Raw genomic sequence first — 13112 nt, 5'->3', positions numbered from 1 at the left:
ACCTGTCAGATCGTCCCCGTCCCGCCCGCGCCAAGGAGACCCCGATGTTCCTGGACCGCCTGCTCGCCCACAACCGCCCGCTGATCGACGCCGTCGTGACGGCGCATCAGGCCGGCGAACTGCTCGCCAACACCTACGTGGTCGACCTGGACACGGTCGCCCGCAACGCCGCCGCCATCGCCGACGCGGCCCGGTCGCGCGGGTTGTCCACCTACGTGATGGCCAAGCAGTACGGGCGCAACCCCGACGTGACCCGCACCGCGATCGAGGCCGGCCTCGGCCCCGTCGTCGCGGTGGACACCGCCTGCGTGTCGGCGGCCGTGCGCCACGGGCTGCCGGTCGGCCACGTCGGACACCTCGTGCAACCGCACCGCGGCAGTGAGGACTTCGTGGTCGGCGCCGCCCCCGAGGTGGTCACCGTGTTCTCGCTCGACGCCGCGCGCCGCATCGGCGCGGCGGCGCTGCGTCGGGGCGGCCCGCCCGTGTCGGTGCTGCTGCGGGTGCACGGCGAGGGGGACCGGTTCTACTTCGGCCACGGCGGCGGCTTCCCGGCCGCCGACGTGGAGGCCGCCGCGCGGGCGGTGGACGCGATCGAGGGCGTCGCGGTACACGGCGTCACCACGTTCCCGGCCCTGCTCGCCGACCCGGACCACCGGCGGATCGCCGCCACCCCCAACCTGACCACACTCGTCGCGGCCGCCGATCGCCTGCGCGCGGCCGGGTTCGACATCCGGCAGGTCAACGCGCCCGGCACCACCTCGGCCCGCTCGCTGGCCATCGCCGCCGACGCCGGGGCCACGCACGTCGAGCCGGGCAACGCGATCCACGGGACCACGCCGCTGCACGTGTTCTCCGAGGACGCGCCGGAGCAGCCGGCGATCGTGTACGTGACCGAGGTGTCGCACGCGGACGGGGACGACGCGTACGCGTTCGCCGCCGGGCACTACATCGACAAGGTCCTCGGCGACTTCCGGCTCACCGCGCTGGTCGGCCGGGACGCGGCGACCGCGACCGGCGGCGAGCGGGTGGCGCACGTGGATACCGCGCCGGACGGGGCGATCCACTACTACACGGTGCTCCGGGACGCACGGCGCCTGGACATCCGGCCCGGCGACACGGTGGTGATGTGCTTCCGGCCGCAGGCGTTCGTCACGCGCGGGCGCACCCAGGCGGTCTCCGGGCTGCACGCGGCGGGGGGCGCGCCGGTGTGGGGGAGCAGGTACGACGCGGAGGCGCGGATCGTGGAGGACGCGTCGTGACGCGTGGTGCGCGTGCGATAGTCGCGCTGGACATCGGCGGCACCAAGACCGCGATGGCCACGATCGATGCCGCCGGGGCGATGTCGGCGGGGCGGCGGGTGCCCACGCGCGCTCCCGGCGAGGACATGGGGCGCGCGTTCGATCGACTGCTCGGGGCGGCCCGGGACCAGGTCGCGGCGGCGAACCGCGACGGGCGGCACGAGGTGGTGGCCGTGGGCCTGGTGTGTCCCGGGACGGTGACCTCGGCCGGGGTCGAACTGTCGCCGAACCTGCCCGGCATCGAGCGCGTGGACGTCCTGGGCCGGGCCCGGGAGGCGTTCGGGGCGCTGCCGGTGGTGGTGGCCAACGACGTCAAGGCGGCGGGGCTGGCCGAGGTGCGATCCGGCGCGCTCGTCGATGCCGATCCCGGGTTGTTCGTCAATCTGGGTACGGGCGTCGCCGCCGCGCTCACCGTCGGCGGCCGGGTCGTGGGCGGCGCCCGGGGCGTGGCCGGCGAGATCGGCTACGCGCTGGCGCCCGGCCGCCCGGACGAGCCGGACCTGGAATCGCTGATCGGCGGCGGCCCGCTGCTTGCCCGCACGCAGGCGCTGTACGCGCTCGGCGGCACCGGTCCGGCCCCCGACGCGGCGGCGATCCTGACCTCCACCGACCCCCGGCTGCGCGCGATCGCCGATCAGGCGCTCGACGTGCTCGCGGGCCACGTGCTCAACCTGTACCTGGCCCTGGACCCGACCCGGATCGCCCTCGGCGGCGGGTTGATGGCCGCGGCCGACCGGGTCCTCGACGTCCTGCGCGGCTTCGTCGCCAAGCACGCGCCCGGCGCCGCCGCCCCCGGCGAGGTGATCGTGGCGGCGCGGCACATCCACGACGGCGCGCTGCGTGGCGCCGCCGCCCTGGCCTGGGACATCGCCCGCGGCGAACGCCCGAAGTGGGCGCTGGTGACGCGATGAGCCCGGCCCTCGAACCGCTCCTCCCGAACCGATCGACCCAGCGCGGACCGAAGCGAAGCCGACCGAAGCAAGGCCGACCGAAGCGAAGCCGACCGAAGGGACCAACACCATGACCCCCGCAACCCCGAGCACGCCGACCACCGACCACCCCGCCGCCCCCGGGGCGGTGATGGCCGCCGAGATGGCCGAACAGCCCGACGTCCTGGGCCGGTTGGTCGCCCGCCTGCCCGAACTCGGCGAGGCCGTCCGGGCGGCGCTGCCCACACCGCTGCTCGGGTCGACGCTGATCGCGCGCGGATCGTCGGACAACGCCGCCGTGTTCGGCCGCTACCTGTACGAGCCGGCGTCCGGCCGCCCGGCGGGCCTGGCCGCGCCCAGCCTGGTGACCCGCTACGGCGCGCGTACCGACTACTCCGGCTACCTGGTCACCGCGCTGAGCCAGTCGGGCCGCACCCCCGAGATCGTCACGGCCGTCCGGGCCGCGCGCGAACAGGGCGCCCGGATCGTCGCGATCACCAACGAGGCGGACAGCCTGCTCGCCGCCGAGGCCGACGTCCTGGTCGCGACCGACGCCGGCACCGAGATCGCGGTCCCGGCGACCAAGACCGTCACCGCCCAACTCCTGGCCGTGGTCGGCATCGCGCTCGCCCTCGGCCCGCTGCCGCCGACCGTCGCCGATCTCGCCGACCTGGCCGAACTCCCCGACGCGGTAAGCCGGGTGCTGGCCGACGCCGAGGCGTGCGAGAGGTTGGCCGCCGACTGGGCGCACCACGACCGCCTGGTCGTGGCCGGGCGGGGTCTCGGCGGCGCGGTGGCGCTGGAGGGGGCGCTCAAGATCCGCGAGACCTCCGGCGTATTCGCCGAGGGCATCTCGGTCGCCGACCTCCTGCACGGCCCGATCGCCGCACTGGGCGCCCGGGTTCCGGTGCTGCTGATCGATCTGGGCGGCCCCACCGCGCCCGACATCGCTGCACTGCGCGAGCGCCTGGTCGCCGACGGCATCCCGCACGCGACGGTGGCCCCCGAACTCGGCGGCCTGCGTACGGAAGCCGCCCGGGCCATCGCCACCACCGTGCATCTGCAGAACCTGGCCCGTACGTTCGCCCTGCGTCGCGGCGCGAACCCGGACGCCCCGGCGGGTCTGGCGAAGGTGACGCCGACGACCTGACACGTCCGGTTCGCAGATCTCGTCTCGCGAACAATCTCGTCCTGCGAACGCCGAACCGCTCGTGGCCCTGGTACGTATCTGACTATGTGGCGTATTGTCACTCGGCTATTTCCGACAACATCCGCAAGGCCAGGAATCAACCGGATCGGGGGGCGGTCGCTCGGAGGACAGGGATCCGGGCGATCGCACGGTTCGCGGGAATCGAGGAGAGCGAACAAGCATGCACGGGGACAACGGGGACAACGGGCAACTCGGGCGACGCGCAACGGACTTCCGGGATGGGGGGATGCCCGGGGAAACGGCGCCGGAGCCGGCCCGCCGCCACGGTGACCGGCCCGAGGGCAACACCCGATCGGCGCACGGCGGCGCACCGACCGGCCGTACCAACGGCGTCAAGCCACCCGGCACGGCACGGCCGACGACCGGCGCCACCAACGGGGTCAAGCCACCGACCGGGCCGGCCGCCGCCGGGCCGGCCACCGCGAAAGCGGCCGCCACCAAAACACCCGTTGCCAAGGCGCCCGTCGCGGGGGCGGACACGTCGTCATGACATCGCGTCCGCCCCGCAGTTCGTCCCGCATCAGGTGGTGGGCGACGAGGACGGTCGCGGAGCGAGGGTGATGTCGTCGGACCGGCCACGGCTCATCGAGCCCGGCCGGTTCGAGGCGTGCGGCAGGTCGACGGCGTAGTGCCACTGTCCGTCCTGCAGTTCCGTGTAGCGCAGGTTCGGAAACGCCGCGTACAGCGCTTTGCGGGCGGCCGGGTTGTCCACCCGGATCTGGGCGTGCAGGACGCGTACCCCGCCCGCCCGGGCCAGGGACGCGACCTGCCCGACCAACCGGGTGCCGAGGCCGTTTCCCTGGTACCGGTCGCCGACCAGGGCGGCGATGTCGGCGTGGGCGGGGTCATCGTCGAGTCCGTACTCCGCCCAGCCCACGATGCGGCCCCCGCTGTGGGCCACACACGCGTTCCACCTGCCGCGCGCCCGGGCCTCGACGATGTGGGCCCGGTACCAGTCCGGGATCGTGGTGCTCGCCGCGCCGAATCGCGCGGCGAGTGCGCGCGGCGAGAAGTACGCGGCGGCTCGGCCGAGTTCGTCGGCGTCGTCCGGGCGCCACGGGCGCAGGCGCACGGTGTCGACGGATGCCACGGAGGCCATGACGGTCACGGTGATCAGCTCCTGGTGCGGCCGGTGATGCCGAGGGCGGTGACGGCGGATCCGCCGGCGGTGGCGGCGATGAACCACCAGGCGTGTTGGAAGGTCCGCGTCGGATCGGGCGCGGTGCCGGTGGTGCCGAGGACGGCGACCACGATGGCGACGCCGAGCACGTACCCGAGTTGGCGGCTGGTGTTGACCACGGCACTGCCGGTGGCGGCCCGGTCACCGGGCAGCCGGGCGGTGGCGCGGGAGAGCATCAGGGGCATGGCCAGGCCGATACCGACGCCGATGACCAGCCACCCCGGCAGGATTTGCGTCGTGTACCGGGGATCGGCGGACGCGCCGGCGGCCAACAACAGGGCGCCGCCGGCGAACAGCAGGTTGCCCGCCGCCACCAGGACCCCGATCGGCGCCCGCGTGGCCAGCCGTCGGCCGACGATCGCGAACAGCGGCACCATCAGCGGGCCCGGCGCGATGGCCAGCCCGGTGACCAGGGTCGAGTAACCGCCGGGGCCCTGGAGCCACAACACCACGGACGGGAAGACCGCGCCGAAGGCGGTACAGAACGTCAACACCGTGATGTTGGCCCACACGAACGTCGAGGTGCGGAACAGGGCCGGATCCACGGCCGGTTCCGGGTGGGTGAGGATCCGCACGACGAAGATCGCGATCCCGCCGGCGGCGACCGCGAAGGTGCCGAGGGTCGCCGCCCCGGTCCACGTCCAGTCCTGGCCCTTGACCAGGCCCAGCGAGAGTGCGCCGAACGCGACGATCAGCGCGGCCGTGCCGAGCGGGTCCGGCATGCGCACGGCCGAGGCCTCCCGCACGTCGGGGAGCACGCGGCGGGCCGCCGCGAACGCCGCCACGCCGACGGGGATGTTGATCAGGAACACCCACCGCCAGGACAGTTCCACCAGACCGCCGCCGACGACGGGGCCGATCGCGGCCGCGAACGAGCTGGTGGTGGCCCAGATTCCGACCGCCTTGGCCCGGCGCTCCGGCGGCAGCGCGGTCAGCAGCAGGCCGAGGCTCGCCGGGGTGAGTACGGCCGCGCCGACCGCCTGGAGTCCGCGGAAGAAGACCAGCCACCACAACTGGGGTGCCGCCGAACACGCGGCGCTCGCCACGGTGAACAGGGCCAGTCCGGCGAGGAACGCCGGTTTGCGGCCGTGCCGGTCGGCGAGCCGGCCGGCCGGGATCAGCAGCGCCGCGTAGACGATGGCATAGGCGTTGAGGACCCAGCTCAGGTCCGCGAGTGGTGCGCCGAACTCGGCGCCGATGTCGGTGAAGGCGACGTTGACCACGAACACGTCGAGCATCGCCATGAACGCCGCGGAACACACGACGAACGTGATGGCCGTCGGTCCACCGGGGACTTGCCGCCGTTTGTCGGCGTCCGGCGCGGCTTGTGTGGCCTGCGAGGCCATGGGGATCCCCCTGGGATGCGGGTCGGATGGTCCGGTCGAGGGCAGCGCTGTGCGGTCCGCTTCAAGCAGTTCGCGGCAAGGGCTGACTTTCCTGGAGTATAGGTAGCCAGAGCCTGGCTATACAAGGTGATAGTCGGGGTGGGTACGATGGGCCCATGCCGGTTGTCATGGAGGGTGCGCTCGCCGATCTCGGCGCGTGGAAGACCGATCACTGCTCGCTGGTCAAGGCGCTGGAGGTGGTCGGAACCCGCTCCGCGCTGCTGATCCTGCGCGAGGCCTGCTACGGAACGACCCGCTTCAGCGGCTTCGCCGACCGCATCGGGATCACCGACCGCGCCGCCGCCCAGCAGTTGCGCCGCCTGACCGAGGCCGGCCTGCTCGCCAAGCGCCCCTATCGGGAGGACGGCGGTCGCACGCGCGACGAATACGTGCTCACCGACATGGGCCGCGAGCTGTTCCCGGTGATCGTGGCCCTGATGCAGTGGGGCGACCGGCACCTCCAGGGCGGCACGGCGCCGCTGCACTACGTCGACCACGAAACGGGCGTACCGGTCCACGTCGAACTCCGCACCGAGACCGGCGACACGCTCGAACTCGAACAGGTCGGCATCCGCAGGAATCCCGCCTGGCGGGCCCCGAAGCGGGCGCCGCAACCGGAAACGACTCCCTGACCGGGCGAGGTCGGGACGTCCCGGAGGCGGCGTCGGAGTCGTACCGTGGTGGGCATGCGCGTTCTGCTGGTCTCCGACACCCATGTCGCCCGCCGTGCCAGGGCCGTTCCCGAGCAGGTGCTGGTCGAGGCGGCGGTCGCCGATGTGGTGATCCACGCGGGTGACTGGGTCGACGCCGACGTGCTCGACCTGTTCGAGGCTTCTTCACATCGGGTGGTCGGGGTCTACGGCAACAACGACGGGCCGGACCTGCGGGCACGGCTGCCGGAGGTGGCCCGGGTCGAACTCGGCGGCGTGCGCTTCGCCGTGGTCCACGAGACGGGCCCGGCCGAGGGCCGCGAACGCCGCTGCGCGGCGCGGTATCCCGACGCGGACGTCCTCGTGTTCGGACACAGCCACATCCCGTGGGACACGTTCACGGACACGGGACTGCGCCTGCTCAATCCGGGCTCGCCGACCGATCGGCGCCGCCAACCGCATCACACGTACATGACCCTCACGGCCGAGGCGGGCCGAATCAGCGACGTCGTGCTACACACTCTCGACTGAGGCGAGTACGGGTCGCCGCCGCGCATTTCCCGATCCCGAACGGGCCTTTGCCGCGCTAGTTTGGGATCGGCATGGGTGAGTGCCACCTCCCAGGGTGAGAGGTACGCGGTGAGCGGACTCGGGGACAACGTCCGGCGGTATCGACGGGTGGCCGGACTCAGCCAGGAGCAACTGGCGGAGGCGGCCGGCCTGGGCGTGTCGACGGTCGCCAAGGTCGAACAGGGCGGCGACGTTCGGATCGCCACGCTGCACGTGCTCGCGCGAGCGCTGGATCTGCCCACGTCGGCGCTCTTCGCGCCGTCGGTGCCCAAACCCGTGCACGACGAAGTGGGCTCCCGCATCCAGCTGATCGCGCTGCGCCAGGCACTCACGCCACCGGTCGGCCTGGTCGACCGCGCCGACTCCGCCGAACTCACCCCGCAGCGCCTGGCCGCCGTCCAGGCCCGGATCGATCGGGCCCACGCGCTGTATCAGGCCGACCGGTACGAGTCGATGGCGGACGAACTTCCCGCGATCCTGCGGGCGGTGCCCTCCGCCGAGGGGCCCGAGGGTGTCGGCGAGGTGCGGGTGGCGGCGCTGCATGTGGCCGGGAAGTACCTCACCCAGGTTCGCCAATACGACCTCGCCTACCACGCGTTCTCGGAGAGCATCCGCGATGCCCGGGCCATGGGTCGGGTCCACCTCGCGGCCGTCGGAGTGGGCGGCCTGTGCTGGCTGCTGCTGCGCCAGGGTCGTTTCGACGAGTGCGAACACCTGGCGGCGGAGACGGCCGACGGCATCGAGCCGCGCCTGTCGAGGGCCACCGTGGGCGAGATCGCGGGGTGGGGCGAATTGCTCCAGCGAGTTGCCGCAGCGGCCGTTCGCAACAACAACCCCGATGTCGCCCGGGAGGCCCGCCGCATGGCCGGCACCGCGGCGACCGCCGTCGGGGTCGAGTACCTCGACCGCAGCATGCAGTGGTGCTCATTCGGGCCGGTCACGGCCCACCTGAAGACACTCGAGGACTTCGCGGTCGTCGGCGACCATCGCGGGCTGCTCCGAGGCGTCGAGCGCACCCCGAAGCCGATCACCGGTCCGGCCCCGAGCCCGAACACGCAGAACCGACACCGCCTGGACATTGCCCTGGCGCAGGCCCACGTCGGCGAATACGGCGAGGCGATGACCGAGATGCAGACCGTCCTACAGGCCGCACCGGAATGGCTGCGTCACCAGAGCCTGGCCCGAGACGTGGTCCGACTGGTCCTGAAAAAACGCAAGCGCACCTTGACCACCGACATGCGCGAATTGGCCGATCACCTCGGCGTAACCGGATGACTACCGCGTAGCGCGGTGGCTTCGTGCCCCGCCCGCCGAAACCGGCGCGCAGCACGTCTGGTTCCCGGCATGTCGGTTTTCTACCGTCACGAGCACTGATCACCAGAGCTCGGGAGCCGGACCATGACCATCCTTTCCCCCGCCCGCCTGCTCATCGCCCACTCACGCCGGGCCTACCCCTCCACCGAGCGCAGCGTCGGTGAGGCGCGCCGCGTCGTCGGGTGGGCCCTGGCCAAGGCCGAGGTGCCGGAGGCGATCTCGTACGACATCCGGTTCATCGTCACCGAACTGGCCACCAACGCCGTGCGGCATTCGGGGTCGGCCGAGTTCACCGTCGAGGTGTTCGTGGTGGAGAGCGTCGGGGGCGACACCGGGCCGAGTGTGGCGATGGTGCGGGTGTCGGATCTGGGCCGGATCGGGCGGGAGTACGACTACGTCAACCATCCCGCCGGCGCGCGGACCGCGCTGTGCCCTCGCTCGCCCGGAGTCGACGCCGGGGCGGAGCGTGGGTTGCTGCTGGTGGATCGGCTTGCCTCCGCGTGGGAGGTGGCGTTCTGCTCGCTGGAGAAGCGGGCCCGGTTTCGGTGTGACGACTGGATGGATCGCGACTGCGCCGAGCACGGGCTCGGGCCGGACCATACGACCGTGACGGCGCTGGTCTACCTGGAACGGGCGGCTTCCGGGGCGTGGGCGCGGTGCGGCACCGGTGCGATGCCGCGCTGAACCCGGGATCAGTCACCATTGCAAGAGGATGTCGACATTGCCGACGTCGATCGTCCCTTCCGGCCACGACGCCCGGAGCCGTTCCACGACGTCGCGATGTGTCGCCAGATGTGCTGCCGCGAGCACCTGCGCGGCGGCGACTTGCAGCGTGACATCGCACGACTCGGCGAGACCCAGCGCGATCTCCAAGCCCCGTGCGCAGTGTGCGTAACCGAGCGCCCGCAGTACCTCGGCGCGAATGTCCGGGCCGAGCGACTCATCCGTCGCCCGACGCCCGATCGCCTCGACCAGGCGGGGATTGGGGACCTCGGCCAACTCGAACGGCCGGTGGGCCGCCATCGACGCCGCGGCCAAGACCTCGGGCTCGGACGAGCGTTCGATCACATTCGCGATGAGATCGGCGTCCCGCACGTCGGCGAGGTTCATCATGGCCGACAGCGCACTGGCGTGGTCGGCCTCGTCGCGGGTGGCCCCGGACTCGAACGCCTTCATCGGCGGGTACGAGAGAAGTGCGCGGGCCCGGTCCAAAACTTCTGCCGAGACGGACTCGGCCGGGTTGTCGGAACCCCATCTGCTCTCGGCCTCGGAGTATTGGTAGCGGGCGAGGGCGATGGCGACCGGCACGCGCTGCCCGCTTCGCAAAAGCTTGAGGAAGGCATCGGTGAACTCGGGCCCACGCGAATGGCGCACCAGGGTGTCGCGCGCCGCCGCTGTTTCCGGGTCGGCCAGGGGCGTCGAGTCCCAGTAGTAGGTCGTCACAGCGGCGAGAATCGCACGGTTGTCGCATCGCTGCCATCCCGCATGAACCACGAAGGATCGGCGCGGCGCTGCATTAGCTTGGGGGCATGACCAAATCGCTCTCCGCCGCCGTCCGGGGTCGATCGTGGCCGGGCGTCGGGGCGCTCTCGCGTGTGGGGCGGCGCACGCTGGTGCAGTCGGTGTACCTGTTGACCGCGCCGCTGTTTGCCGCCGTCGGGGTGTTCGTGGTGCTGGGCGGGGTGTTCTTCGCGGTGCTCGGGCTTGTGCTGCCCGGTGGCGGGACGCTGGTGGCTCGTGCGCTTGCGCCCGCGCGGTGGTGTGCCGATCTGGAGCGGTGGCGGATTGCCAAGGTGCGGGATGCCGGCGCCGGGGTCGCGCGTGCCGAGCCGGCGGCGAGTGCGTCCGGCGACGGTGCCGGACCCGGACCCGGGCCGTGGCTTGATGCCGCCCATGCCGTGGTGCTGTTCCCCATCACCTTGGTCACGGCGCTGGTGACCGCGCTGTGGTGGTTCGTCGGGGTGGCCTGTGTCACCTGTGCGCTGCGCTACGAGTACGCGGCGTCCGAGCCGTTGCGGCCGTTGTCCCTGAACGCCGGCGGCGGACAATCGCACGTCACCGTGAGCCTCGGACTGCTCTCGCCGGTCGATCGGGTCGCCTTCGGGACCACGGTCGGCCTGCTGCTCCTGTGCACCCTGCCGCTGGTCACCCGCGCCTTCACCACCGCCCAGACCGGCCTCGGCCAAGCGCTGCTCTCCGACGCATCCGCCCTGCACCGCCGGATCCTCGGCCTCGAACAGGAACGCGACGCCGCCCGCGCGCAGACCGTCGCCGCCGTCACGGCCGAGGCGAGCGCGCTGCGCCGGCTCGAACGCGACATCCACGACGGCCCGCAGCAGCGCCTGGTCCGCCTGGCCATGGAACTGGGCCGGGCCGAGCACCATCTCGACCGCAGGCCGGAGACCGCCCGCGCGGCCCTGGCCGACGCGATGGTCCAGGCCCAGGAGGCGCTGGACGAGTTGCGCGCCCTCTCGCGCGGCATCGCTCCGCCGATCCTGGTCGATCGCGGCCTGCCCGACGCGCTCGCCGCCCTGGCCGCGCTGTCCACCGTCCCCGCCGACCTGGACATCGTCGCGCCGCACCGGCGCCTCGACGCCGGCGTCGAGACGGCCGCCTACTTCGTCGTGGCCGAGGCCCTGACCAACGTGGCCAAACACAGCCACGCACACCGGTGCGTGCTCGGACTACGGCACGACGGGGGCGACTTGACGGTCTGGGTCACGGACGACGGCATCGGCGGCGCGGCCCTGGCCAAGGGCCACGGACTGCGCGGTCTGGCGGAGCGGTCGCTCGCCGTCGGCGGGCGGTTGCGGGTGGACAGCCCGGTCGGCGGCCCGACGACGATCACCGCCGTACTGCCATGCGACTGACCCCGGACACGGCGCCGGAGCAGGCCCCGAACCAGCCGCCGGACCGCGCCGATCGCCGCTCGCTGCGGATCGTGGTGGCCGATGACTCGGTACTGCTGCGCGAGGGCCTGGTCCGCCTGCTCGTCGAGGACGGTCACCGGGTGGTGGCCTCGGTCGGTGACGGACCCGCCCTGGTCGCGGCGGTGCTCGAACACCGGCCGGATGTGTCGATCGTCGACGTACGGATGCCGCCGACGCACACCGACGAGGGCCTGCGCGCGGCGATCAGCGCCCGCTCGTACGTGCCCGGCGCGCCGATGCTGATGCTCAGTCAGTACGTGGAGGCGTCCTACGCCGGCGACCTGCTCGCGGACGGCTCGGGCTCGGTCGGCTACCTCCTCAAGGACCGGGTGGCCAGGGTCGAGGAGTTCCTGGACGCGCTGGACCGGGTCGCGCACGGCGCCACGGTGCTCGATCCGCAGGTGGTCGCCCAGCTGCTGGCCGCGCGTCGCCGGGACGGCGGCATGAGCACCCTGACCGCCCGCGAACGCGAGATCCTGGCGCTGATGGCCGAGGGCTGCTCGAACGCGGCGATCACCCGGCGGCTGGTGGTCTCGGCCAGTGCGGTGGAGAAGCACATCGGCAACATCTTCGCCAAACTCGGCCTGCCGGCCGACGACGACGCCCGCCATCGCCGGGTGCTCGCCGTACTCACCTATCTCGGCGGCTGAGCGCCGGACCGCGCCCGATTCGTCCCGGGGGTGTGGCCCGCCATACCCCCGGGTGTCCGGCCTGCTCCGGTGACCGCGCGGCGCCGCTGCGGAAGCGTGGTCGGCATGACAGCAACGCCTCACCTCCCGGGCCGGCGGCGGCAGCGCCCCGCGGCCCCGTCGCGATGCGCGGGCATCCCCGCGCGCCCGCTCGCCGTCCTCGTCGGCGCCGTGGTGGCCCTGATCGCCGCCCTGTTCGTCGTCCCGCCCGTTCTGGCGGAGCACATCGCCGGCGACGGCTCCGTCGATCAGGACAATCTCGCCGCGTCCTTTCGCGCGGCGTTCGTCGAGTACTGGGGTGCCGGTCGGCGGGACTTCACCCCGGGCATGGACCGGGCGGTCGACTACTGGTTCCGATTCCACGTCGTCAAGGCGGTGATCGCCGCGATCCTGCTGGTCGTGGTCGTCGCGCTCGGCATGCTCGTGTGGCGGGCGTTCCTGCGGGCGCGCGATCTCGGTACGGGACGCCGGGCCGGCCTCGCGGCGGCGGGCGTGTTCGTCACGATGCTCGGGGCCGGCGCGCTGGCGACGACGATGGCCAACATCCAGGGCGCGGTGGCGCCGTTCTCGTCGCTGTTGACGCTGCTGCCCAGCGGCGCGGCCGAGGGCGAACTGGGCGAGACACTCCGCCAGGTGCGGGAGGGGTTGGACGCCCCCGCGAGCGAGCGCACCCCACCCGCCCTCGACCTCATGATCGACGACTTCGCCCGCTACCACGCGGCGCTTGCCGTGGTGGCCGCGCTCGTGGCGGTCGTGCTGATCGGGCTCGCCGTGGTGGTGTGGCGGCGGTTCGCCGCGACCGATGCCGCCGATCGGCGCGCCCGGCGCCTGCTGGGGTGGTTCGGGGTGCTCGCGGTGGCGTCGGTGCTGGTCGTGCTCGTGGTGGTGATGGCGAACGTGGGCACCACGGCCGACCCGAAGCCGGCGCTCGCGGCCTTCTTCGAGGGCGGGTGGTGA

13 protein-coding genes are annotated in these 13112 nt (G+C 72.8%); 10 read left to right on the top strand and 3 right to left on the bottom strand.

All coding sequences use genetic code 11. The features are described from left to right. Positions 1 to 44: 44 nt before the first annotated feature. From B4N89_RS32790 to B4N89_RS32780, 3 genes are all read left to right on the top strand, one after another. Positions 45 to 1259, top strand: coding sequence for an alanine racemase (locus tag B4N89_RS32790; protein ID WP_078980098.1), 1215 nt, complete (start codon positions 45 to 47; stop codon positions 1257 to 1259). Next, positions 1256 to 2209, top strand: coding sequence for an ROK family protein (locus tag B4N89_RS32785; RefSeq protein WP_078980097.1), 954 nt, complete (start codon positions 1256 to 1258; stop codon positions 2207 to 2209). Before B4N89_RS32790 ends, B4N89_RS32785 begins: the two co-directional genes overlap by 4 nt. A 109-nt stretch (positions 2210 to 2318) precedes the next feature. Beyond that, complete coding sequence (locus tag B4N89_RS32780) at positions 2319 to 3377, top strand: SIS domain-containing protein (protein WP_201261045.1); 1059 nt, start codon at positions 2319 to 2321, stop codon at positions 3375 to 3377. A gap of 580 nt (positions 3378 to 3957) precedes the next feature. Here the strand turns inward: B4N89_RS32780 and B4N89_RS32770 are convergent. Then, positions 3958 to 4536 (bottom strand): GNAT family N-acetyltransferase, encoded by a 579-nt coding sequence (locus B4N89_RS32770; RefSeq protein WP_143658165.1) that lies wholly within the window; start codon positions 4534 to 4536, stop codon positions 3958 to 3960. Between the two features lie 14 nt (positions 4537 to 4550). Beyond that, a complete protein-coding gene (locus B4N89_RS32765) occupies positions 4551 to 5963 on the bottom strand; it encodes an MFS transporter (RefSeq protein ID WP_078980094.1) in 1413 nt (470 codons plus the stop codon). 155 nt (positions 5964 to 6118) lie between these two features. Between B4N89_RS32765 and B4N89_RS32760 the strand changes: the two genes are divergently transcribed. The 4 genes from B4N89_RS32760 (at position 6119) to B4N89_RS32745 (ending at position 9220) form a co-directional block, all read left to right on the top strand. Continuing rightward, positions 6119 to 6634 carry a winged helix-turn-helix transcriptional regulator gene (locus B4N89_RS32760; RefSeq protein WP_078980093.1) on the top strand — a complete coding sequence of 172 codons (516 nt, stop codon included), beginning with the start codon at positions 6119 to 6121 and terminating at the stop codon, positions 6632 to 6634. A 54-nt stretch (positions 6635 to 6688) separates the two neighbouring features. Next, positions 6689 to 7183, top strand: a complete 495-nt coding sequence (locus B4N89_RS32755) for a metallophosphoesterase family protein (protein WP_078980092.1) — start codon at positions 6689 to 6691, stop codon at positions 7181 to 7183. Between the two features lie 75 nt (positions 7184 to 7258). Then, positions 7259 to 8497 (top strand): helix-turn-helix domain-containing protein, encoded by a 1239-nt coding sequence (locus B4N89_RS32750; RefSeq protein ID WP_235619050.1) that lies wholly within the window; start codon positions 7259 to 7261, stop codon positions 8495 to 8497. Between the two features lie 123 nt (positions 8498 to 8620). Further along, on the top strand, positions 8621 to 9220 hold the full coding sequence (locus B4N89_RS32745) for an ATP-binding protein (protein WP_078980091.1): 600 nt from the start codon (positions 8621 to 8623) through the stop codon (positions 9218 to 9220). Positions 9221 to 9232: 12 nt separating this feature from the next. On the opposite strand, the gene B4N89_RS32740 is transcribed toward B4N89_RS32745, so the two are convergent. Further along, positions 9233 to 10030, bottom strand: coding sequence for a hypothetical protein (locus tag B4N89_RS32740; RefSeq protein ID WP_161500897.1), 798 nt, complete (start codon positions 10028 to 10030; stop codon positions 9233 to 9235). A 35-nt stretch (positions 10031 to 10065) separates the two neighbouring features. On the opposite strand from B4N89_RS32740, the gene B4N89_RS32735 reads away from it, so the two are divergent. From B4N89_RS32735 to B4N89_RS32725, 3 genes are all read left to right on the top strand, one after another. Then, positions 10066 to 11406, top strand: coding sequence for a sensor histidine kinase (locus B4N89_RS32735; protein ID WP_078980089.1), 1341 nt, complete (start codon positions 10066 to 10068; stop codon positions 11404 to 11406). A 62-nt stretch (positions 11407 to 11468) separates the two neighbouring features. Beyond that, entirely contained in the window at positions 11469 to 12116 is a 648-nt protein-coding gene (locus B4N89_RS32730) for a LuxR C-terminal-related transcriptional regulator (RefSeq protein WP_078980682.1), read from the top strand. Positions 12117 to 12221: 105 nt separating this feature from the next. Further along, positions 12222 to 13112 carry a hypothetical protein gene (locus B4N89_RS32725; protein WP_235619049.1) on the top strand — a complete coding sequence of 297 codons (891 nt, stop codon included), beginning with the start codon at positions 12222 to 12224 and terminating at the stop codon, positions 13110 to 13112.

Source organism: Embleya scabrispora, assembly GCF_002024165.1.
Classification (GTDB): Bacteria; Actinomycetota; Actinomycetes; order Streptomycetales; family Streptomycetaceae; genus Embleya; species Embleya scabrispora_A.
The sequence above is the reverse complement of the archived record's forward strand: the minus strand, read 5'-3'. Positions and strand labels throughout refer to the sequence as shown.

Bases quoted from the DNA above. Each gene is read 5' to 3' on its own strand.
- B4N89_RS32790 (WP_078980098.1), top strand. From the start codon at position 45: ATGTTCCTGGACCGCCTGCTCGCCCACAACCGCCCGCTGATCGACGCC.
- B4N89_RS32780 (WP_201261045.1), top strand. From the start codon at position 2,319: ATGACCCCCGCAACCCCGAGCACGCCGACCACCGACCACCCCGCCGCC.
- B4N89_RS32770 (WP_143658165.1), bottom strand. From the start codon at position 4,536: ATGGCCTCCGTGGCATCCGTCGACACCGTGCGCCTGCGCCCGTGGCGC.
- B4N89_RS32765 (WP_078980094.1), bottom strand. From the start codon at position 5,963: ATGGCCTCGCAGGCCACACAAGCCGCGCCGGACGCCGACAAACGGCGG.
- B4N89_RS32760 (WP_078980093.1), top strand. From the start codon at position 6,119: ATGCCGGTTGTCATGGAGGGTGCGCTCGCCGATCTCGGCGCGTGGAAG.
- B4N89_RS32755 (WP_078980092.1), top strand. From the start codon at position 6,689: ATGCGCGTTCTGCTGGTCTCCGACACCCATGTCGCCCGCCGTGCCAGG.
- B4N89_RS32745 (WP_078980091.1), top strand. From the start codon at position 8,621: ATGACCATCCTTTCCCCCGCCCGCCTGCTCATCGCCCACTCACGCCGG.
- B4N89_RS32735 (WP_078980089.1), top strand. From the start codon at position 10,066: ATGACCAAATCGCTCTCCGCCGCCGTCCGGGGTCGATCGTGGCCGGGC.
- B4N89_RS32725 (WP_235619049.1), top strand. From the start codon at position 12,222: ATGACAGCAACGCCTCACCTCCCGGGCCGGCGGCGGCAGCGCCCCGCG.